The organism is Salarchaeum japonicum (assembly GCF_020614395.1).
In the GTDB taxonomy this organism is placed as follows: Archaea; Halobacteriota; Halobacteria; order Halobacteriales; family Halobacteriaceae; genus Salarchaeum; species Salarchaeum japonicum.
Genome location: NZ_CP085324.1, coordinates 85,825 through 103,731 on the forward strand (window position 1 = coordinate 85,825; position 17,907 = coordinate 103,731).

Annotated in this window: 20 protein-coding genes and 1 tRNA gene; 11 read left to right on the top strand and 10 right to left on the bottom strand. The window is 67.6% G+C overall.

The window, feature by feature from the left end:
* The first annotated feature begins 16 nt into the window (after positions 1-16).
* A complete protein-coding gene (gene mdh / locus LI334_RS00460; RefSeq protein WP_227261203.1) occupies positions 17-931 on the top strand; it encodes a malate dehydrogenase in 915 nt (304 codons plus the stop codon).
* 180 nt (positions 932-1,111) lie between these two features.
* Positions 1,112-2,149: a zinc-dependent alcohol dehydrogenase family protein gene (locus tag LI334_RS00465; protein WP_227261204.1), complete on the top strand. Its 1,038-nt coding sequence runs from the start codon at positions 1,112-1,114 to the stop codon at positions 2,147-2,149.
* Here LI334_RS00465 and LI334_RS00470 read toward each other — a convergent pair.
* On the bottom strand, positions 2,146-2,385 hold the full coding sequence (locus tag LI334_RS00470) for a ferredoxin (RefSeq protein ID WP_227261205.1): 240 nt from the start codon (positions 2,383-2,385) through the stop codon (positions 2,146-2,148). The genes LI334_RS00465 and LI334_RS00470 overlap by 4 nt on opposite strands.
* A 39-nt stretch (positions 2,386-2,424) precedes the next feature.
* A complete protein-coding gene (locus LI334_RS00475) occupies positions 2,425-2,877 on the bottom strand; it encodes a Rieske (2Fe-2S) protein (RefSeq protein ID WP_227261206.1) in 453 nt (150 codons plus the stop codon).
* 56 nt (positions 2,878-2,933) lie between these two features.
* Between LI334_RS00475 and LI334_RS00480 the strand changes: the two genes are divergently transcribed.
* From LI334_RS00480 to LI334_RS00490, 3 genes are read left to right on the top strand one after another with little or no spacing between them, the layout of a single operon-like run.
* Positions 2,934-5,177, top strand: a complete 2,244-nt coding sequence (locus LI334_RS00480) for an ATP-dependent DNA helicase (RefSeq protein WP_227261207.1) — start codon at positions 2,934-2,936, stop codon at positions 5,175-5,177.
* Complete coding sequence (gene cgi121 / locus LI334_RS00485) at positions 5,174-5,662, top strand: KEOPS complex subunit Cgi121 (protein ID WP_227261208.1); 489 nt, start codon at positions 5,174-5,176, stop codon at positions 5,660-5,662. The genes LI334_RS00480 and cgi121 overlap by 4 nt, the downstream gene beginning before the upstream one ends.
* 38 nt (positions 5,663-5,700) lie before the next feature.
* On the top strand, positions 5,701-6,069 hold the full coding sequence (locus LI334_RS00490; protein ID WP_227261209.1) for a DUF5789 family protein: 369 nt from the start codon (positions 5,701-5,703) through the stop codon (positions 6,067-6,069).
* 65 nt (positions 6,070-6,134) lie between these two features.
* On the opposite strand, the gene LI334_RS00495 is transcribed toward LI334_RS00490, so the two are convergent.
* A tRNA-Gln gene (locus tag LI334_RS00495) sits at positions 6,135-6,208 on the bottom strand.
* Positions 6,209-6,236: 28 nt separating this feature from the next.
* Positions 6,237-6,815 (bottom strand): homing endonuclease associated repeat-containing protein, encoded by a 579-nt coding sequence (locus tag LI334_RS00500; protein WP_227261210.1) that lies wholly within the window; start codon positions 6,813-6,815, stop codon positions 6,237-6,239.
* A gap of 109 nt (positions 6,816-6,924) precedes the next feature.
* On the opposite strand from LI334_RS00500, the gene LI334_RS00505 reads away from it, so the two are divergent.
* Genes LI334_RS00505 through LI334_RS00515 form a run of 3 tightly spaced genes read left to right on the top strand, consistent with a single transcriptional unit; the run spans position 6,925 to position 9,020 of the window.
* Positions 6,925-7,497, top strand: coding sequence for an IMP cyclohydrolase (locus LI334_RS00505; protein ID WP_227261211.1), 573 nt, complete (start codon positions 6,925-6,927; stop codon positions 7,495-7,497).
* A gap of 24 nt (positions 7,498-7,521) precedes the next feature.
* Positions 7,522-8,187, top strand: coding sequence for a metallophosphoesterase family protein (locus tag LI334_RS00510; protein WP_227261212.1), 666 nt, complete (start codon positions 7,522-7,524; stop codon positions 8,185-8,187).
* Between the two features lie 38 nt (positions 8,188-8,225).
* Complete coding sequence (locus LI334_RS00515) at positions 8,226-9,020, top strand: aldo/keto reductase (RefSeq protein ID WP_227261213.1); 795 nt, start codon at positions 8,226-8,228, stop codon at positions 9,018-9,020.
* Here LI334_RS00515 and LI334_RS00520 read toward each other — a convergent pair.
* Together LI334_RS00520 and LI334_RS00525 are read right to left on the bottom strand one after the other, a co-directional pair.
* The gene (locus tag LI334_RS00520; RefSeq protein WP_227261214.1) at positions 9,017-9,472 is read right to left on the bottom strand and encodes an RDD family protein; all 456 of its coding nucleotides are present in this window, start codon (positions 9,470-9,472) and stop codon (positions 9,017-9,019) included. The two genes, LI334_RS00515 and LI334_RS00520, sit on opposite strands and share 4 nt — an antisense overlap.
* A 91-nt stretch (positions 9,473-9,563) precedes the next feature.
* Positions 9,564-10,748 carry an aspartate kinase gene (locus LI334_RS00525; RefSeq protein ID WP_227261215.1) on the bottom strand — a complete coding sequence of 395 codons (1,185 nt, stop codon included), beginning with the start codon at positions 10,746-10,748 and terminating at the stop codon, positions 9,564-9,566.
* 108 nt (positions 10,749-10,856) lie between these two features.
* Here LI334_RS00525 and LI334_RS00530 point away from each other — a divergent pair, with 108 nt between their 5' ends.
* Positions 10,857-11,237, top strand: coding sequence for a hypothetical protein (locus tag LI334_RS00530; RefSeq protein WP_227261216.1), 381 nt, complete (start codon positions 10,857-10,859; stop codon positions 11,235-11,237).
* Here the strand turns inward: LI334_RS00530 and LI334_RS00535 are convergent.
* From LI334_RS00535 to LI334_RS00545, 3 genes are read right to left on the bottom strand one after another with little or no spacing between them, the layout of a single operon-like run.
* Entirely contained in the window at positions 11,234-11,947 is a 714-nt protein-coding gene (locus LI334_RS00535) for a Zn-ribbon domain-containing protein (RefSeq protein WP_227261217.1), read from the bottom strand. The genes LI334_RS00530 and LI334_RS00535 overlap by 4 nt on opposite strands.
* 1 nt (position 11,948) lies before the next feature.
* On the bottom strand, positions 11,949-12,329 hold the full coding sequence (locus LI334_RS00540) for a DUF2073 domain-containing protein (protein ID WP_227261218.1): 381 nt from the start codon (positions 12,327-12,329) through the stop codon (positions 11,949-11,951).
* A 6-nt stretch (positions 12,330-12,335) separates the two neighbouring features.
* Complete coding sequence (locus tag LI334_RS00545; RefSeq protein ID WP_227261219.1) at positions 12,336-12,983, bottom strand: Era-like GTP-binding protein; 648 nt, start codon at positions 12,981-12,983, stop codon at positions 12,336-12,338.
* Positions 12,984-13,846: 863 nt separating this feature from the next.
* On the opposite strand from LI334_RS00545, the gene LI334_RS00550 reads away from it, so the two are divergent.
* Entirely contained in the window at positions 13,847-15,322 is a 1,476-nt protein-coding gene (locus tag LI334_RS00550) for a Cdc6/Cdc18 family protein (protein WP_227261220.1), read from the top strand.
* A gap of 3 nt (positions 15,323-15,325) precedes the next feature.
* Here LI334_RS00550 and LI334_RS00555 read toward each other — a convergent pair whose 3' ends face one another.
* Entirely contained in the window at positions 15,326-16,012 is a 687-nt protein-coding gene (locus LI334_RS00555; RefSeq protein WP_227261221.1) for a S26 family signal peptidase, read from the bottom strand.
* A gap of 125 nt (positions 16,013-16,137) precedes the next feature.
* On the opposite strand from LI334_RS00555, the gene LI334_RS00560 reads away from it, so the two are divergent.
* On the top strand, positions 16,138-17,877 hold the full coding sequence (locus tag LI334_RS00560) for a DNA-directed DNA polymerase II small subunit (RefSeq protein ID WP_227261222.1): 1,740 nt from the start codon (positions 16,138-16,140) through the stop codon (positions 17,875-17,877).
* Positions 17,878-17,907: the final 30 nt, after the last annotated feature.

Sequence of the window (17,907 nt, forward strand, 5' to 3'; positions counted from 1 at the left end):
GCGAGGACTCTCGGGTATGGCGAAAGTCAGCATCGTCGGCGCGGCGGGTACGGTCGGCGCTGCGGCAGGCTACAGTCTCGCGCTCCGCGACGTGGTGGACGAACTCGTGTTCGTGGACATCCCCGAGAAGGAGGACGAGGCGGTCGGGCAGGCCGCGGACGCGAACCACGGCATCGCGTACGACTCGAACACGGAGGTCGTGCAGGGCGACTACGCCGCCACCGAGGGGTCGGACGTGGTCGTCATCACGGCCGGGATTCCGCGCAAGCCCGGACAGACCCGCATCGACCTCGCGGGCGACAACGCGCCCATCATGGAGGACATCGGGTCGAGTCTGGCGGAGTACAACGACGACTTCGTCTCCATCACCACCTCGAACCCGGTCGACCTCCTGAACCGCCACCTCTACGAGACGGGTGAGCGGGCGCGCGAGAAGGTCATCGGGTTCGGCGGCCGCTTGGACAGCGCGCGGTTCCGGTACGTGCTCTCCCAGCGCTTCGACGTGCCCGTACAGAACGTCGAGGCGACCATCCTCGGCGAGCACGGCGACGCGCAGGTGCCGGTGTTCTCGAAGGTTCGCGTGGACGGCCGCGACCCGTCGTTCGACGAGGACGAGCGGAGCGAAATCCTCTCCGACCTCCAGGAGTCCGCGATGAACGTCATCGAGCGGAAGGGCGCGACCCAGTGGGGGCCGGCGACGGGCGTCGCGCACATGGTCGAGGCCGTGCTCCGCGACACGGGCGAAGTGCTCCCGGCGAGCATTCCCCTCGCGGGCGAGTTCGGGCACGAGGACACGGCGTTCGGCGTGCCGGTGAAGCTCGGCGCGAGCGGCGTCGAAGAAGTCGTGGAGTGGGATTTGACGGAGTACGAGCGCGACCAGCTCGGCGAGGCGGCGGAGAAGCTCTCCGAGCAGTACGCGGAAATCAGCTAGGCGGGACTTCGCGCTGGACGTCCGCCATCTCCGCGTCCTCGTCGTCGTCTTCCTCCGTCCAGACCGGTACTTCCTCCCAGGGGTGACACATGGTAGACACCCACACGTTTCTCATGGAAGTATAAAAGTGTTGGCTGGTGAGGGCGTGGGTTTTTGCGAATCGCGGACGGGGCTATAGGTATGGACGCCGCTGTCTACCACGGCCCCGGCGACGTGCGCATCGAGAGCGTTCCCGACCCCGAGATAGAGGAACCGACGGACGCCATCGTCCGCATCACCCACACCGCCATCTGCGGCTCCGACCTCTGGCCGTACCGCGGGCAGAGCGACCGCGAGGCGGGAAGCCGCATCGGCCACGAACCGATGGGTATCGTGGAGGAGGTCGGCGACGACGTGCGGCACGTCCGGCCCGGCGACCGCGTGCTCGCGCCCTTCTCCATCTCCTGCGGCGAGTGCGAGTTCTGCCGGAAGGGACTCCACACGTCGTGCGTGAACGGCGACGGCTGGAGCGGCGCGAACGGCGGCGCGCAGGGCGAGCGCGTGCGCGCACCCACCGCGGACGGCACGCTCGTCCGGGTTCCCGAGCGGTACGCGGACGACGAGGACACGCTCGAAGCCCTCCTACCGCTGACGGACGTGATGTGCACGGGCCACCACGCCGCCGTCAGCGCGGGCGTCGAGGCGGGCGACACCGCCGTCGTCGTCGGGGACGGCGCGGTCGGACTGTGCGGCGTGCTCGCCGCCTCGCGGCTCGGCGCGGAGCGCGTCGTCGCCGTCGGCCACCACGAGGACAGACTGGAAATCGCGGAGGAGTTCGGTGCGACCGAAACGGTAGCGAGTCGCGGCGAGGACGCCGTGGAGGAAGTCCGGGAACTGACGTACGGCGGCGCGAACCACGTGCTCGAATGCGTGGGCGCTGAGTCCTCGATGAGCACCGCGTTCGACGTGGCGCGCCCCGGCGGAACCGTCGGATACGTCGGCGTCCCCGCCGGTGTCGAGGAGGCCGAGTTCCTCGGGACGGCGTTCTCGAAGAACGTCACGCTCCGCGGCGGCGTTGCGCCCGTTCGCGCCTACGTGGACGACCTGATGGCGGACGTGTTGCAGGGCACGCTCGACCCGTCGCCCATCTTCACGAAGACGGTCGGCCTCGACGGCGTGCCGGAGGGCTACGAGGCGATGGACGAACGCGAGGCCGTGAAAGTCCTCGTGAAACCCTAGACGACCTGCTCGCCGTCGTCGTAGACGCGGATGGCGTCCACGGGACACGACCGCGCCGCGAACTTCGCGTCGAACTCCGCGTCCTCGGGGATTTCCCGGCTGAACACGCCGTCCTCGACCTCCTCGCCGTCAACGAGCACGGCCTTCCCCGCGTCCGCGTCCTCCTCGAAGCCGTCCCACTCCGCGACGCACTGGTACATCCCGATGCAGGTGTCCCGGTCGAACTCGACTCGCATACCCGGGCTTGGGGCTGGACGGGGGTAAAGCGGTCGGGATTAGAAGGAGAGGTGGCTCGTCGAACTCGGCCCCTCGTCGGTGTCGTCGATGCCGCCCTCGTGCCGGAAGACGTAGTCCTCGTCGTCGAGGTAGACCGTGCCGTCCTCCACCGCGAGGTCTACGTCCACGAGTGTCGTTCCGGCGGCCTCGCCGTTGTCGCAGCCCCCCGAGCACGTGTCGAACATCGACCCGTGTTTCGGACAGATGACCTGGTATCCGACGGCTTCGCCGTCTCCGGAGGACGCCTCGGGCGTCCTCTCCCGCATCGCCGCGCCCGTCCCGCGGTCGAACCGCTGGAACTCGTGAGGGCACGTGTTCACCCAGGCCTCCACGGAGTCCTCGCAGGGCACCAGAATCACCTCTTCTTCGTTCCCGTAGTCGTCCACGACCGTGAACAGCCAGGAGCGCTCGTCGTGAACGGCCTCGACCGTCGTGAGTTCCGCGCGCGCCATACCCGAGGGAGGGGAGGACGATACTTTAAACCGCGTGACCCCCCTACGTTCGCCCAATGAGACCATCGGACCTCGACGGCCTCCCCGCGGGTGTCGCGGGCCACCTGGAGGGGGAGGGTATCGAGGCGTTCTACCCCCCGCAGGAGGCCGCGGTCGAGGCGGGCGTCACGGCGGGCGAGAGCCTCGTCGCGAGCGTTCCCACGGCGAGCGGGAAGACGCTCATCGCCCAGCTCGGGATGCTGTCGGCCGTGGAGCGCGGCGGGAAAGCCCTCTACATCGTGCCGCTGCGCGCGCTCGCCGGGGAGAAGGCGCGGGAGTTCGAGGCGTTCGAGGAGTACGGCGTCTCCGTCGGCGTCTCCACGGGGAACTACCAGAGCGACGGCGACTGGCTCGGCTCCAAGGACATCATCGTCGCGACCTCGGAGAAGGTGGATTCGCTGATTCGGAACGGCGCAGATTGGGTTGACGACCTCTCCTGCGTCGTCGCGGACGAAGTCCACCTCGTGGACGACGCCCACCGGGGGCCGACGCTCGAAGTGACGCTCGCGAAGCTCCGCCAGCGCGTCCCCTCGCTCCAGGTGGTCGCGCTCAGCGCGACCGTGGGGAACGCGGACGAACTCGCGGACTGGCTGGACGCCGAACTCGTGGACTCCGACTGGCGACCCATCGACCTCCGGACGGGCGTCCACTACGGCCAGTCACTCCACCTCGACGACGGCAGTCAGCGCGAACTCTCAGTCGGCGGAAACCGGAATCAGACGAGCGCGCTCGTGGAGGACACGCTCGCCGACGGCGGCTCCACGCTGGTGTTCGTGAACTCGCGGCGGAACGCGGAGTCCGCGGCGGGACGGCTCGGGGACGTGAGCCGCCGGTTCCTCGACGGCGACGAGCGCGAGGCGTTGGCGGACATCGCCGAGGAGATTCGGGGCGTGAGCGACACGGAGACGAGCGACGACCTCGCGGACGCGGTCGAGCGCGGCGCGGCGTTCCACCACGCCGGCCTCGCGCGCGAGCACCGCGAACTCGTGGAGGAGGCGTTCCGCGACAGACTCGTGAAGGTCGTGTCCGCGACGCCGACGCTCGCCGCAGGCGTGAACACGCCGAGCCGCCGCGTGATTGTTCGAGATTGGCAGCGCTACGACGGCGACGCCGGCGGCATGCAACCGCTCTCGGTGCTGGAGGTTCACCAGATGTTCGGGCGCGCCGGCCGCCCCGGGCTCGACCCGTACGGCGAGGCCGTGCTGCTCGCGAACACCCACGAGGAACTCGAAGAGCTGTTCGACCGGTACATCTACGCCGACCCCGAGCCGGTGCGGTCGAAGCTCGCGGCCGAACCCGCGCTCCGCACGCACGTCCTCGCCGCCGTCGCCACCGGGGTCGCGCGGAGCCGGGACGCCCTCCTCGAATTCCTCTCCGGGACGCTGTACGCGACGCAGACGGACGACCCGGAGCGCCTCGAATCCGTGACGGACGACGTGCTCGACTACCTCGTCGCGAACGACTTCGTGGAGCGCGAGGACGGCGGGCTCTCGGCCACGTCGAGCGGCCACCTCGTGAGCCGGCTGTACGTCGACCCGATGAGCGCCGCGGAACTCCTTCACGGCCTGGAGGACGCAGAGAACCCGACGCCGTTCGGCCTCTACCACCTCGTCGCCCGCACGCCCGACCTCTACGGTCTCTACCTCCGCTCCGGCGACCGCGAGCGCTACACCGAACTCGCGTACGAGCGGGAGACGGAGTTCCTCGGGCGGATGCCGAGCGAGTTCGAGGAGAACCAGTGGGAGGACTGGCTCGCCGCGACGAAGACGGCGAAACTCCTGGAGGACTGGGCGAACGAACTGGACGAGGACACCATCGCCGAACGCTACGGCGTCGGCCCCGGCGACATCCGCGGGAAGGTCGAGACCGCGGAGTGGCTGTTGAACGCCGCCGAACGCCTCGCCGGCGACCTCGGGTACGGGAACACGAAGGCCGTTCGGGACGCCCGGAAGCGCGTCGAGTACGGTGTCGGCGAGGAACTCCTCGACCTCGCGGGCGTGCGGAACGTCGGCCGGAAGCGCGCGCGCCGCCTCTACGAGGCCGGCATCGAGACGCGCGCCGACCTCCGGAACGCCGCGAAACCGGTCGTGTTGGGCGCGCTCCGGGGACGCCGACGGACGGCCGAGACGGTGCTGGAGAACGTCGGCCACGAGAACCCGTCGATGGCGGACGTTCGCGCCGACGCGGACGCCGAAGCCGCGGCGCGCTCCGCGGACATGGACGGCGAGGACGGCCAGGCGAGCCTGGGTGACTTCGAGTGAGAACCGTCGAGGGCCGCGTCACCGTGTCGGACGTGGACGCGTTCGTCGAGACCCTGAACGCCGTCGGCGACGAGCACGGGAGCGCGGTGCAGGCGTTCGACGCCGCGTACGTCGCCGGCCGCCTCCACCTCGAAACCGCCGTCCGGCACGCGAACCGCGCGTTCGACCGCGGGGAGAACGTCGCGCGCGACCGCGCCGTCGAAATCCTCCTCTACGCCGCCGGCCGCCGCCAAATCCGGCAAGCCCTCGAAATGGGCGTCCCGGAGGGCGAAACGGACGCCGTCATCCTCGCGGACGGCGGCGACGAACCCGCCGCACTCGACGACCTCCGCGCGCTCGTGGACGAACACGACACGCTCGACGCGCTCGACGAACCCGCGCTCGCGTCGTTCTTCGACATCTCGGACGCGGAGCGCGCCGCCACCGACGCCACCCTCACCGACCTCGTCAGGGAGCGCGTCGCCCTGCTCGACGTGGAGAAGTAGCCACCACCGTTTTCCAGCATCACACAGTACACTCGCGTATGAGCCGCGACGACGTCACCGACAGCGCGCGCGAACGCCAGCACGAGCGCACCGAACGCGTCGAGGAAACCCTCGAAGCCGTGGACGCGACGCTCGACGGCCTGAGCTACCCCACGAACCCGAGCGAGATGAAAGCCGTCTACGGGGAAACCGCCGAGGAACTCCCGAACGAAACCGAATCACTCGGCGACGTGTTCGACCGCCTCGAAGACACGGAGTACGACACCCACGAGGACGCCCGCGAAGCCGTGCTCGGCGAACTCACCGGCGCGGCCGGCCGCGAACACGGCGACGACAACGAGTACAACTCCGAACGCGAACTCGACGCGCTCGAAGAACAGGAGTCCGAGAAGTACGGCGAGAAGTAACGTTCCAGTCGAAACGACGCCCGCGGAGAGCGGACGAGCGTCTGACGGACGAACGACGGGAGAAGTAGTCCCGGGAAGATTCGAACTTCCGTCTCAGCCCCCAGAAGGCCGAAGGATTGGCCAGCTACCCCACGGGACTACAATCTGACAGAGGAGACTCGTATTTATTAGCCTTGCGAAGGCGGTTCGTCGGGGACGACGTAGTGCTCCTCGCGGTGGCAGTTCGCGCAGAGCACTTCGCACTCGGCTATCTCTGCGAGAATCGAGTCGCGACTGAATCCGCGGACGACCATCCGGCTGATTCCCATCGTCTTCTCGCCGGTGTGGTGGAAGTCAAGCGTCGCGGGCCGGTCTTCCCCGCAGCGTTCGCACGCGCACTCCTCACCCTTGTACGTGTGAAGCCAGTAGCGGAGGCGAGCGCGTCGGTCTTCCTTCCGGTCAATTTCTCGCTGTCGGTTCTTGTAGTACCAGCGCTGATTTCCGGAGAGCGACTCCCAGTCGGTATCCTCCGGGATATCAACGTCGTCCGGTTTCGGTTCGATATCGCTTCCGCCGAACTCGCCGGCGTAGTACGTTTCGAGGCCCGCGGCTTCCTTGGCCGCGTTCCAGCTGCCCATAACGCGGAGGATAGTCGCGTGCGCCGGAGTTAATCCAAGGTCTTCGTACTGCTGTTTCGTAGGGGACTCACCGAGCCGAGTGGCAGCGGTGCGAAGCGCGGCAACGCACTCTCGTTCAGTTGTCTTCACAGTAGTTGATATCGATTATTAGGATATGAAGTCTGGCCTCGACACCCCCGGGAAGCTTGTTCGTGCATACTCCGACACCTATTTTTGCGTGGTGTGCGCACGTTCTCGCATGTACGTTGGGCGGTTCGTGGTCGTCGGTCCGGGCGTGGGCGCGTATCGAGTGTCGTCGCGGTCGTTCCCGAATCGGACGATTGTGGAGCGTGACGGCCTGTTAACGGTCGTGCCGACCGAAGACGCTGAAGCGACGGACAATCCGTACGTGTCCTACAACTGCGTGCGGGAGTCTGACGGGCGGGCGGTCGTGGGGAACGGGTCGCACGTCGACCCGATTACGGAGAAACTGGACTTGGGGTATCCGCCCCGGGACGCGCTGGTGTCGGGGTTGTTCTCGCTGGATTACGAGAAGGACGACTACGACACGCCGCGCATCGCCGGCGTCGTCGGAGCCGAGGAGGCCTACGTCGGTATCGTGCGGAAGGACGCGTTGCTGGTGCGAGCGGTCGCGGAGCCGACGCTCGTCGCGACCTACGAGAAGGACAGCCCGGAGGCATACGCGCTCGACGCCGACACCCCGGAAGGCGCGGCGCGCGAGGTGCTGGACGCGGCGTTCGAGCACGCGGTGTGCGCGGCTGGCGTCACCGTCGATGACGAGGTGTCGGTCGCGTTCGCCGACAACGAATAGGGGGCGGAGGCCGAAGACCGGGGTATGCGAGTCGGCGTTCTGTCCGATATTCACGCGAACCGGGTGGCGCTCGACGCCGTGTTCGATGACATGCCGGACGTGGACGCGGTCGTCTGCGCGGGCGACGTCGTCGGGTACAATCCCTGGCCAGCCGAGTGCGTCGCGGCGCTCCGGGAGCGCGACGTGCCGACGGTGATGGGGAACCACGACCGGACGGTCGCCACGGGCGCGAGCTTCCACGGGAACGGGATGGCGAGCGCGGGCGTCACGCACGCGAAACGCGACCTCTCGGACGCCCAGGCGGAGTGGGTGCGGGGGTTGCCGCGCGAGCGCGTGCTGTTCGACGGCCGATTGAAGGTCGTGCACGACCACCCGACGCGGCGCGACCACTACACGTACCCCGAGCAGTTCTCGTCCGACCTCTTGGACGGCGAGGACGTGCTCGTGCTCGGCCACACGCACGTGCAGGCGCACGAGGAGTTCCCGGACGGTGTCGTCCTCAATCCGGGGAGCGTCGGCCAGCCGCGCGACCGCGACCCGCGCGCCGCGTACGCGCTCGTGGAGTTCGCGGAGTCCGGCGTTTCTGTCGAGGAGCGCCGCGTCGCGTACGACATCGGCGCGGTCGCGGACGCCGTGCGCGACGCGGGACTGCCCGAGGCGACCGCGAGCCGGCTGCGGGACGGTCGCTGAACCGGTACACTCAGGCGGCGGGCGCGACGACCACGGGTATGAGCGAGTTCGACTCCGTCGGCCTCGGCACCTACCAGCTCACGGGCAGTCAGTGCGCGGACAGCGTCGCCGCCGCCATCGACGCGGGCTACCGGCACGTCGACACCGCGCAGAGCTACGGGAACGAGGGGCTCGTCCGGCGCGGCATCGAGCGCAGCGACGCGGACGCCTCCGAGGTGTTCGTCGCGACGAAACTCTCCACGGACAACCTCGAATACGAGGACGCCGTGGACAGCGCGCACGAGTCCGCGGCGCGCCTCGGCGTGGACACCATCGACCTGCTCTACGTCCACTGGCCGCTCGACACCTACAGCGAGGCGGAGACCATCGACGCCCTGAACGACCTCCACGAGGCGGGCGTCGTCGAGCGCGTCGGCCTCTCGAACTTCCGAATCGACCAGCTCGACGCCGCCCGCGACCGCCTCGACCCCGACCTGTTCGCCCACCAGGTCGAGTGCCATCCGCTCCTCCAGCAAGCGGAGTTGCGGTCGTACGCCCGCGAGCACGACCACTGGCTCGTCGCGTACTGCCCCATCGCCCGCAACCAGGTCGCGGACGTGGACGTGATTCGGGAGATCGCGGACGCCCACGACGCGACGCCCGCGCAGGTGAGTCTGGCGTGGCTCGACGGCCTCGACCACGTCGCCGCCGTCCCGAAAGCCACCTCGACCGACCACCTCACGGAGAACCTCGCGAGCCGAAACATCACGCTCACCGACGACGAGATGGCGCGCATCGCCGCCATCGAGGAAGAACACCGAATCGTGGACTTCGACGCCGCGCCCTGGAACTAGGCGCGGACGACGACCGTGTCCGCGACCCGGTCACCCAGCCGCTTCTTCCTGTCGGACGCCAGGATGGAGACGATTCCCACGAGGTAGAACGCGGGGAGCACGTCCACGAGGCGGAAGACGTTCCGCACCGCTGCCGCCCGTAACGTCGGCGTCCCGCCGTCGTCCGCGACCACCCGAACCGCCACGAGGTACTTCCCGACCGTCTGCCCGTACCGGTACTCCATCAGCACGTGGTACTCGATGGCGAGCGCGAGCCACAGCAGGAACGCCACCTGCGCAGGGAATCCAGATAGCTCCGCGTCCGCCGACGCCCCCGTCACCCGCAGGTCACCGGTCACGAACCCCACCGCGTACACCGCCGCGAACAACAGCGCGAACCACACCCCGGAATCGACCGCCAGCGCCACGCCGCGAATCCCGACGCCGCACTCCTCGGACTCGTCCTCGGTCATGCCACTCACCACGCCCAACCGACGGAAAACCGTTTCCACACGAAACACCCGGGCGCTCGCGCAGTAGCGAACCCCCGCCTCTCGGGTTCGCTTATTCCGCGAAGAGTTCCTGGATGATGTCGAGGACGTCGTCGCGGTCGTCCCAGTCCACGAAGAGCGCGACCGAGGTAGCGGACGTGATGACGTCGTGGAGGTTGATGCGGGCGTCCGCGATGGGGTCGACGATGCGCTGGATGACGCCGGGCTGGTTCGGGAGTTCGCCGCCGAGCACGCGGATGACGGCCACGTCGTCGGAGACGGTGACGCTGGAGAGCGTGTCGTCCTCGATGACCTCGCGGTGGAGGACGTTCTCGGCTTCCTCGGCGAGTTCGGCGTTCACGTAGAACGTCATCGAGTCCATGCCGGACGCGACGGCGTCGACGTTGATGTCGGCGTCGGAGAGCGCCGTCGAGAGCCGGGACATGATGCCGGGTTTGTTCCGCATCGCGCGGCCCGCGACGGTGAGGCAGGCGAGCGGCTGTTCGCGCATGTCGATGATGTTCTCGAAGCGCCCCTCGATGCGGGTGCCGCCGGAGAGCAGGTCGCCGTGCTGGTAGTGGACGACGCGGACTTCGAGGTCTTCGTCCTTGTAGGAGAGCGCGCTCGGCGCGACGACCTCCGCGCCGCGGAAGGAGAGGTTGCGGAGTTCGTCCACGGTGATTTCGCCGACGTTCCGCGCGCCCTCGACGACGCGCGGGTCGCCGGTCATGATGCCCTCCACGTCGGTGACGATGACGACCTCGTCCGCGTCGAGGTAGCGCCCGAGCATCACGGCGGTGGTGTCGCTGCCACCGCGGCCGAGCGTCGTGACGTTCCCCTCCAGGTCTTCCGCGAGGAAGCCCGTGATGACGGGAACCGCGTCGTCGAGTTCGGCGGCGAGCGCCGTCGCGCGCTTCTGGGTCTCCTCGATGTTGACCTCGCCGCGGCTGTTCGTGACGACCGGCCAGTCCGGGTGGCCGGGTTCGAGGAAGACGGCGTTCACGCCCCGAGAGGAGAGCGCGGCCTTCAGCATCCGAACGGACGTGCGTTCGCCCATCGAGACGATTTCCGCGCGGTCGGCGGAGTCCGCCTCGAACGTGATGTCGTCGAGGAGTTCGTCCGTCGTGTCACCCATCGCGGACGCGACGACCGCGACCTCGTGGCCGGCGTCGACCGCGGACGCGACCGACGCGGCGGCGCGCTCGATTCGCTCCCCGCTCCCGAGACTCGTTCCGCCGAACTTCGCTACGACGCGCATCGCGATGCCTCCCTGTGACTCAGAGCGTTCATAGCCCGTGGTTGCGCGGGCACGAAGATAACGGCTTCGTCGCACGGAACTTTTGCCCGTGTACACGAACGGTCACGTATGCACGTCAGAGAGGCGGTCGAAGCGGACACCGACGCGATTTCGAGCCTGCTCGACGCGCCCGCGGGCGTCGCGAGCCGACTGCTCCGCGAACGCACCGTCTCCGTCGCTGTTCGAGACGAAACCGTGGTCGGCGTCGTCGCGTACGAGGCGGACGGCGACGCGGTGCACGTGACGCGGCTCGCGGGCGAGCGCGACGCGATGGCGCGACTGCTGAACGAACCCATCGAGTTCGCAGAACACGAGGGGCTTCCGGTGGAACTCCTCGTCGAAGAATCGAAGGCGGGCGTCGAGTTCGCAGTGGAAACGAAGGGGTTCGAGAACGTGGGACAGGGACCGCGGTTCGCGGGCGAAGAGACGGCCCGATACCGGTACGACTAGTCCTCCTCGCGCCAGGATTCGGGAACCTCGATGACGTACCGGCCGTTCTCCTGGAGCGCGATGATGTACTCCTCGCGGTCGTACAACTCCATGAGGTTGAGTTCGTACTGGCCGGGCGCGACGACCTTGATGGACTCGAACTGACTGTTCAGCTCCTCGCGGAGCTCGTCCATGTCCGGGCGCTCCTCGGACTCGGGTTCCTGCACCACCCGACCCTCGCGCTCGGGTTTCGGCGGCAGGTCGTCCGAGGCCACCATCTCGGAGCGCGCCGACGCCTGCGCCGTGTCCTCGCGGTCGGCGTCCGCCGCCTCGATTTCGTCCGGAACCTCCGCGTCCTCCGTCGAAGCGCTCGCGGACGCCGCGTCGTCGGTCGATGTCTCGGACGGGGAAGTCTCGGCGCTCGGCGCGTCCGCGGACGCGGTGTCAGTCGCGTCCTCCGTGTCCCGCGAGTCGCCGGGCCAGTCGTCGGGCTCCTCGCTGGACGACGAGGAGAGAGTGTCGCGGACGCTCGCGGCCGCGCGCCCGACCGCCGAGGTCACCGACCCACTCTCGGGTTCGGGTGGCTCCGGCGGTTCCGAGTCCCCGGGGTCGTCGGGGGCGGCGTCTGGATGGAACTGGAACTTGTTCCCGCCGCACTCCGGGCACCCAGACAGCATCTCCTTCGAACCGTCGGGGAACGTGTGCCCGCAGTTCGTGCACTGGTGGGGCATCCTAGTCGCGGGAGATGAGCGCGCTGATGAGGGTGTCGTCCTTGTGCAGCGACTTTATCTGGTTCGCCGGTCCGATGACCGTGAGCTTCGAGGACTCCTTGTTCCCCATCAGGCGGTTGAGGAACCCGCCGTCGTTCGCCTCGGAACGCGGGAACGACTCGATTTCGATTCCGGAGAAGCCGTCGGGGTTGATTTCGCTCATCGTCACCTCGATGAGCTTCGACTCCTCGTCCGGGCTCAGGCCGCGTTCGAGCACCACGATGTTACCGTCGTGGACGCCGTCGAGGATGAGCCGAATCTTCTCCATCGAAGTCTTTCCCTCCATCCGCTCGCCGCTGATGAAGTCGATCTGCACGCCGTCGTCGTGTTCTATTTCTGGCATCCTGTGTCACCCGAATTTCGTCGCAATCTCGTCGTACACTTCGTCCATGTTGTCGCCCTCCAGCGCGGAGAGCGGGATGGTGTCGTGCTGGGGGAACGCGTTCTTGATGCGCTGGATGTTCGCGTCCTCCAGGTCGGTCTTGTTCGCGAGGATGAGAACGGGGAGGTCGCGGCTCTCGATGATGCCGATGAGCATCGTGTTCACCTGCGTGAACGGGTCGGTGGTCGCGTCGAGCACGTAGATGACGCCGTCCACGTCCTCGCGCAGCCAGTGCATCGCCTCCGCGACGCCCTCGGTCGCCTCGCGGGAGCGCCGGACGGCCTCGTCCTTCTCCATGCCGTGCTCGACGAACTCCTCGTAATCGACCTTCGTCGCGACGCCGGGCGTGTCGACGATGTCGATGCTGACGGTGCGGCCGTTGCGCTCGATTTCGACGTTCTCCTTCCGGCGCGCGCGCCGGGTTTCGTGCGGAACGTGGCTCTCGGGGCCGATGGCGTCACCGGTCCAGTCGCGCGCGATTCGGTTCGCGAGCGTCGTCTTCCCCGCGTTCGGCGGTCCGTAGATTCCGATGCGCTTGGGTTCGTCACCCTCGCCGGCGAAGAGCTTCGCCGTCACACCGGAGATGCTGTCTTTGAGGTCTGCGAACAGTCCCATCCTTGGCTCTCCTACGCACCCCCATACGTGTAAGGCTAACGCAGAATGCGCGCCGATACGGCCGATATCGCGTCAGACGGACGGCATCCGGCCGGTTCGTAGACGGGAAACGGAGGGGTTGGAGAACAGCGTGCGATGTGAGCACGGGGAACAGTCCCGAACACGGGCCGGAGTCGGCGGGAGGACACGACCGGCCTAGCCCCCCACCCCCTCGTTTCGAGTGGAACCCGCGGGAGGAGTGGGGTGGGTGTCGCGACGAGCGGCGAGAACTCCACTAGAAACCAACACTACGACCCACCAAACTACTCTTCTTATTGCAGTACGGGTTTGGTTGTGCTGCATTCCTCTTAGTTCTTTCTCGTGTCTAGCGGCCCGCTCGCGAACCCCCACCCTCCGTTCTCGCTCTCCACCCGAAACGAAGGGGTGGGGGGGTTCGCCCCGTCCCGGGTCTCGACCCGTCCGTTTCGAGTGGAACCGAACACTCGCTCCGAACGCCACCGGGTTCGCGACCGCTCACGCACTCCTCACGCTCGGTGACACTCTCCCCGTCTCGCGTGTCGCCCTCGACGGCACGTGCGCTCCGCGTTCGACGACGCCAGCTCACATCGTGCGCCCCGCGGTTCCAGTCGAACTCCTCGCTGACCGGCCATCGGGGCGCAGCCGGGCGGTTTCTCGACGTTCCCGCCGACACAGCAGTCCGGACCGAAAGTTATTAACTACTGTACTTTCCATTGTTTCATCTGCATCAACTGCATACGCCTCACGGGCGGCCACCGTGATTCCGGCGGTACGGTCTCACTCACGCCGGTTCTCGCTGCCTCGCGGGCATCTCCACCTGAAATAGAGGGGTGAACGATTCAGATATGGATGACAACACACCGGCGGACGACCGGCGCACGGCACGCGACTTCGACGTGGAGATAGACGACGTCCTCGACGAGGACGGCGACGACGAGGACGGCCTCTTCGACGACCTCCTCCGCGGCGAACCCATCTTCGAGAACAAGGAAGTCCTCCGCCCCTCCTACACGCCCCACGAACTCCCGCACCGGAACGAACAGATAAACAACATGGCGACAATCCTCGTCGCCGCGCTCCGCGGGGAAACCCCCTCGAACATCCTCATCTACGGGAAGACGGGCACGGGAAAGACCGCGTCCGCGAAGTTCGTCAGCCAGGAACTGGAGAAGACCTCCCGCAAGTACGAGGTTCCGTGCGAGGTCGAGTACATCAACTGCGAGGTCACGGACACCCAGTACCGCGTGCTCGCACAGCTCGCGAACACGTTCATCCAGCAGAACCGCGAGTTCGTGGACGACCGCGTGGACGAACTCGAATCCCTCGCGGAACGCGCCCGCGACGACCCGACCGTGCTCGCCGACACCGAGTTCGACTCCGTCGAGGCGGTCGTCGAACGCGTCGACTCCCTGCTCGACGACCGCGAGGAGATGGAGGACGTCCCCATGACTGGGTGGCCGACCGACCGCGTCTACGCCGAGTTCTTCGACGCCGTGGACTACGTCGAACGCGTCGCCGTCATCATGCTCGACGAGATCGACAAGCTCGTCGAGAAATCCGGGGACGACACCCTCTACAACCTCTCCCGGATGAACTCCGAACTCGACAACTCCCGGGTCTCCATCATCGGCATCAGCAACGACCTGAAGTTCACGGACTTCCTCGACCCCCGCGTCAAGTCCAGTCTGGGCGAGGAGGAAATCGTCTTCCCGCCCTACGACGCGAACCAGCTCCGCGACATCCTCGAACACCGCTCCGAGACCGCGTTCAAGGCGGACGCGCTCTCCGAGGACGTCCTCCCGCTGTGCGCGGCGTTCGCCGCGCAGGAACACGGGGACGCGCGGCGCGCGCTCGACCTCCTCCGCACCGCGGGCGAACTCGCCGAGCGCGACCAGGCCGACATCGTCACCGAGGCGCACGTGCGGCGCGCGCAGGACAAGATAGAACTCGACCGCGTCGTCGAGGTCGTCCGCACCCTCCCCACCCAGAGCAAGCTCGTCCTGTACGCCATCCTCGTCCTCGAAAAACACGGCGTGCACAACATCAACACGGGCGAGGTGTACAACATCTACAAGCGCCTCTGCGACGAGATCGACGCCGACGTGCTCACCCAGCGCCGGGTCACCGACCTCATCAGCGAACTCGACATGCTCGGAATCGTGAACGCCGTCGTCGTCTCGAAGGGCCGCTACGGCCGCACCAAGGAAATCAGCCTCTCGGTTCCCGTCGAGGAGACCGAGGCCGTCCTCGAAGCCGACAGTCGGCTCGGGGACGTGGAGAACGTCACGCCGTTCGTGCAGGCGCGCTTCGACAACGAGTGAGTTCTACGAGACGAGTTCGGTGACGGCCTCACCGACCGTGGCTTCCCCGGAGAAGACGAGGCGAACGTACCCGAGCCACGGCACTCGGAACTGCGCGCGGCCCCGCACCCACTCGGGCTTGACGGGACTGCTGATGCCGTTCACCTGGTCGTAGTACTGGTTGTTGTCACCCTTCGTGACGAATCCGGCGTGGGGCGCGGGACAGTTCGCTATCGCGGCACAGCTCTCGCCGTCGACGTACGCGGGGTTCGCCCTGTCGTACCAGTTCTCGCCGTCCGCGACCCAGAACCGCGCGCGGTGGATGATGGGCGTGGTGCCGCCCGCGCCGTCGCGCTGGTAGACGACGACGTCGCCGTACCCGCCGAAGCGCTGGTAGTCCACGTCCTCGGCCATCTCGTGCGTGATGACGCCGGTGTCGGCGTACCCCATGTCGCCCGCGAACCGGTGTTCTTCAGTGACGAACACGAGGTCGCCGCGCTGCATGTGCGGTTGCATGCTCCCGGATTCGACGGCGACGAGCGGCGGCCACAGCCCGCTCACCCCGAACAACAGCATGCCGACGAGCAGGACGGCGAGCGCGCTCGACACCATCTCGCGGACGAACACCACGAACTCGTGGTCGGTTCGGAACACCCACCGCACGGCGTCCGCGGGGCTTCGTCGCGGGTTCGGCGCGTCGTCGTCGGCCATACAGGACGGACGACGCGCCCGGGGGACAAAAGCCCCGCCGGTCCGCCCTCACGCGGCTCGACCCGTCGTTCCGCGGGAACCGCTCACCGCAGGGCTTTTGCTCGCGTCCCGCCTCCCGAGTGAGTGTGCCGAACTCGACGCCGGTCGTGGTCGTGCGGGAACTCACGAGCCGCGGCTACAACGCGGACCGGGACGCCGTGACCCTGCTCGCGGACGAACCCGACCCCGCGCGCGCCGTCGAGCACGTCGTCGAGCACGCCCCGGCGGACGTGCTCACGATCTCCGCCGCGCAGGTTCGCGAGGCGCTCGACGCCCGCGACGACACGGAGGAAACGGCCACCGAGGGCGACCGGAGCGACCGCCCGGGGCCGTCCGCGACCCCCTCCAGTGAGTCCGCCGAGTCCGACGAATCCGCGAGTCCCACCGCCGAGTCCGCGAATTCCGCTACGGAGTCCGCGTCTGCCACAACAAACTCGGAGTCCTCCATTTCGACTGGACGAGAAACAACTCGTACTGGCGAGCAGGATAGTGGTTCTGCACCTGAAACGAAGGGGGTTGGTGGGGGTGATGGTGCCGCTCCCGGCGGGTCGGACGGCGTCGCGGACGCGATGGACGCAGACTCAATCGGGGCGTTCGAGCGCGCGGTGGACGAGACGCTCCACGAGGTCAGCATCGCGAACGACATCACGGGCCAGTCCACGGGGACGGGCGAGTACGGCGACTTCGTCTCCGTGTTCCGCGACCGGTACGACCGTCTCTCCTCGAAACTTCGGGGGCGCGTGAACCACCGGCCGACGAACGCGCTCGAATCCATGGGCGGCGGGAGCGAGGCCGCCATCGTCGGGATGGTGAACGACATCCGCTCGACCGCGAGCGGCCACTGGCTCATCGAACTGGAGGACACGAACGGCGTCTTCCCCGCGCTCGTGATGAAAGACCGCGACATCGCCGCGCACGTGGACGAACTCCTCATGGACGAGGTCATCGCCGTCGAGGGGTCGCTCGCGCAAGACGGCGGCATCCTCTTCGTGGACTCCATGCACTTCCCGGACGTCCCCCGCACGTACAAGCCGAACACGGCCGACCGGCACGTGCAGGCCGCGCTCATCAGCGACGTGCACGTCGGCAGCCAGGAGTTCGCGGACTACGCCTGGGAGTCGTTCGCGCGCTGGCTCCACACCGAGGAAGCCGAGCACGTCGAGTACCTCCTCATCGCGGGCGACATGGTGGAGGGCGTCGGCGTCTACCCCGAGCAGGACGAGGAACTCGACATCGTGGACATCTACGAGCAGTACGAGGCGTTCGCGGAGAAACTCAAGCAAGTCCCCGGGGACATGGAGATCGTGATGATTCCGGGGAACCATGACGCGGTTCGGCTCGCGGAACCCCAGCCCGCGTTCGACGAGGAGCTCCGCGACATCATGAGCGCGCACGACGCCCGCATCACCGGGAACCCGAGCACGGTGACCGTCGAGGGCGTGAACGTCCTGATGTACCACGGCGTCAGTATCGACGAGGTCATCGCGGAACACCCGAGCGAGTCCGTCTCCTACGACGCCCCGCACCGGGCGATGGAGCAACTCCTGAAGAAACGCCACGTCGCCCCCCAGTACGGCGGCCGGCTCCGCGTCGCGCCCGAGGAGAAGGACTACCTCGTCATCGACGACGTGCCCGACGTGTTCCACACCGGTCACGTCCACAAGCTCGGCGTCGGGACGTACAACAACGTCCGCCTCGTGAACTCGGGGTGCTGGCAGGAGCAGACCGCGTTCCAGAAGTCCGTCAACATCGACCCGGACGTGGCGACCGCGCCCATCCTCGACCTCGACACGCTCGACGTCACCGTCCGGAAGTTCGAGAACTAAACGCGCTTGCCGGCTGGCGAAACCACTTTT

Excerpts from the sequence above, each read along its gene's own strand:
- mdh (WP_227261203.1), top strand. The coding sequence starts at position 17 with ATGGCGAAAGTCAGCATCGTCGGCGCGGCGGGTACGGTCGGCGCTGCG.
- LI334_RS00465 (WP_227261204.1), top strand. The coding sequence starts at position 1,112 with ATGGACGCCGCTGTCTACCACGGCCCCGGCGACGTGCGCATCGAGAGC.
- LI334_RS00470 (WP_227261205.1), bottom strand. The coding sequence starts at position 2,385 with ATGCGAGTCGAGTTCGACCGGGACACCTGCATCGGGATGTACCAGTGC.
- LI334_RS00475 (WP_227261206.1), bottom strand. The coding sequence starts at position 2,877 with ATGGCGCGCGCGGAACTCACGACGGTCGAGGCCGTTCACGACGAGCGC.
- LI334_RS00480 (WP_227261207.1), top strand. The coding sequence starts at position 2,934 with ATGAGACCATCGGACCTCGACGGCCTCCCCGCGGGTGTCGCGGGCCAC.
- LI334_RS00490 (WP_227261209.1), top strand. The coding sequence starts at position 5,701 with ATGAGCCGCGACGACGTCACCGACAGCGCGCGCGAACGCCAGCACGAG.
- LI334_RS00505 (WP_227261211.1), top strand. The coding sequence starts at position 6,925 with ATGTACGTTGGGCGGTTCGTGGTCGTCGGTCCGGGCGTGGGCGCGTAT.
- LI334_RS00510 (WP_227261212.1), top strand. The coding sequence starts at position 7,522 with ATGCGAGTCGGCGTTCTGTCCGATATTCACGCGAACCGGGTGGCGCTC.
- LI334_RS00515 (WP_227261213.1), top strand. The coding sequence starts at position 8,226 with ATGAGCGAGTTCGACTCCGTCGGCCTCGGCACCTACCAGCTCACGGGC.
- LI334_RS00520 (WP_227261214.1), bottom strand. The coding sequence starts at position 9,472 with ATGACCGAGGACGAGTCCGAGGAGTGCGGCGTCGGGATTCGCGGCGTG.
- LI334_RS00525 (WP_227261215.1), bottom strand. The coding sequence starts at position 10,748 with ATGCGCGTCGTAGCGAAGTTCGGCGGAACGAGTCTCGGGAGCGGGGAG.
- LI334_RS00530 (WP_227261216.1), top strand. The coding sequence starts at position 10,857 with ATGCACGTCAGAGAGGCGGTCGAAGCGGACACCGACGCGATTTCGAGC.
- LI334_RS00535 (WP_227261217.1), bottom strand. The coding sequence starts at position 11,947 with ATGCCCCACCAGTGCACGAACTGCGGGCACACGTTCCCCGACGGTTCG.
- LI334_RS00540 (WP_227261218.1), bottom strand. The coding sequence starts at position 12,329 with ATGCCAGAAATAGAACACGACGACGGCGTGCAGATCGACTTCATCAGC.
- LI334_RS00545 (WP_227261219.1), bottom strand. The coding sequence starts at position 12,983 with ATGGGACTGTTCGCAGACCTCAAAGACAGCATCTCCGGTGTGACGGCG.
- LI334_RS00550 (WP_227261220.1), top strand. The coding sequence starts at position 13,847 with ATGGATGACAACACACCGGCGGACGACCGGCGCACGGCACGCGACTTC.
- LI334_RS00555 (WP_227261221.1), bottom strand. The coding sequence starts at position 16,012 with ATGGCCGACGACGACGCGCCGAACCCGCGACGAAGCCCCGCGGACGCC.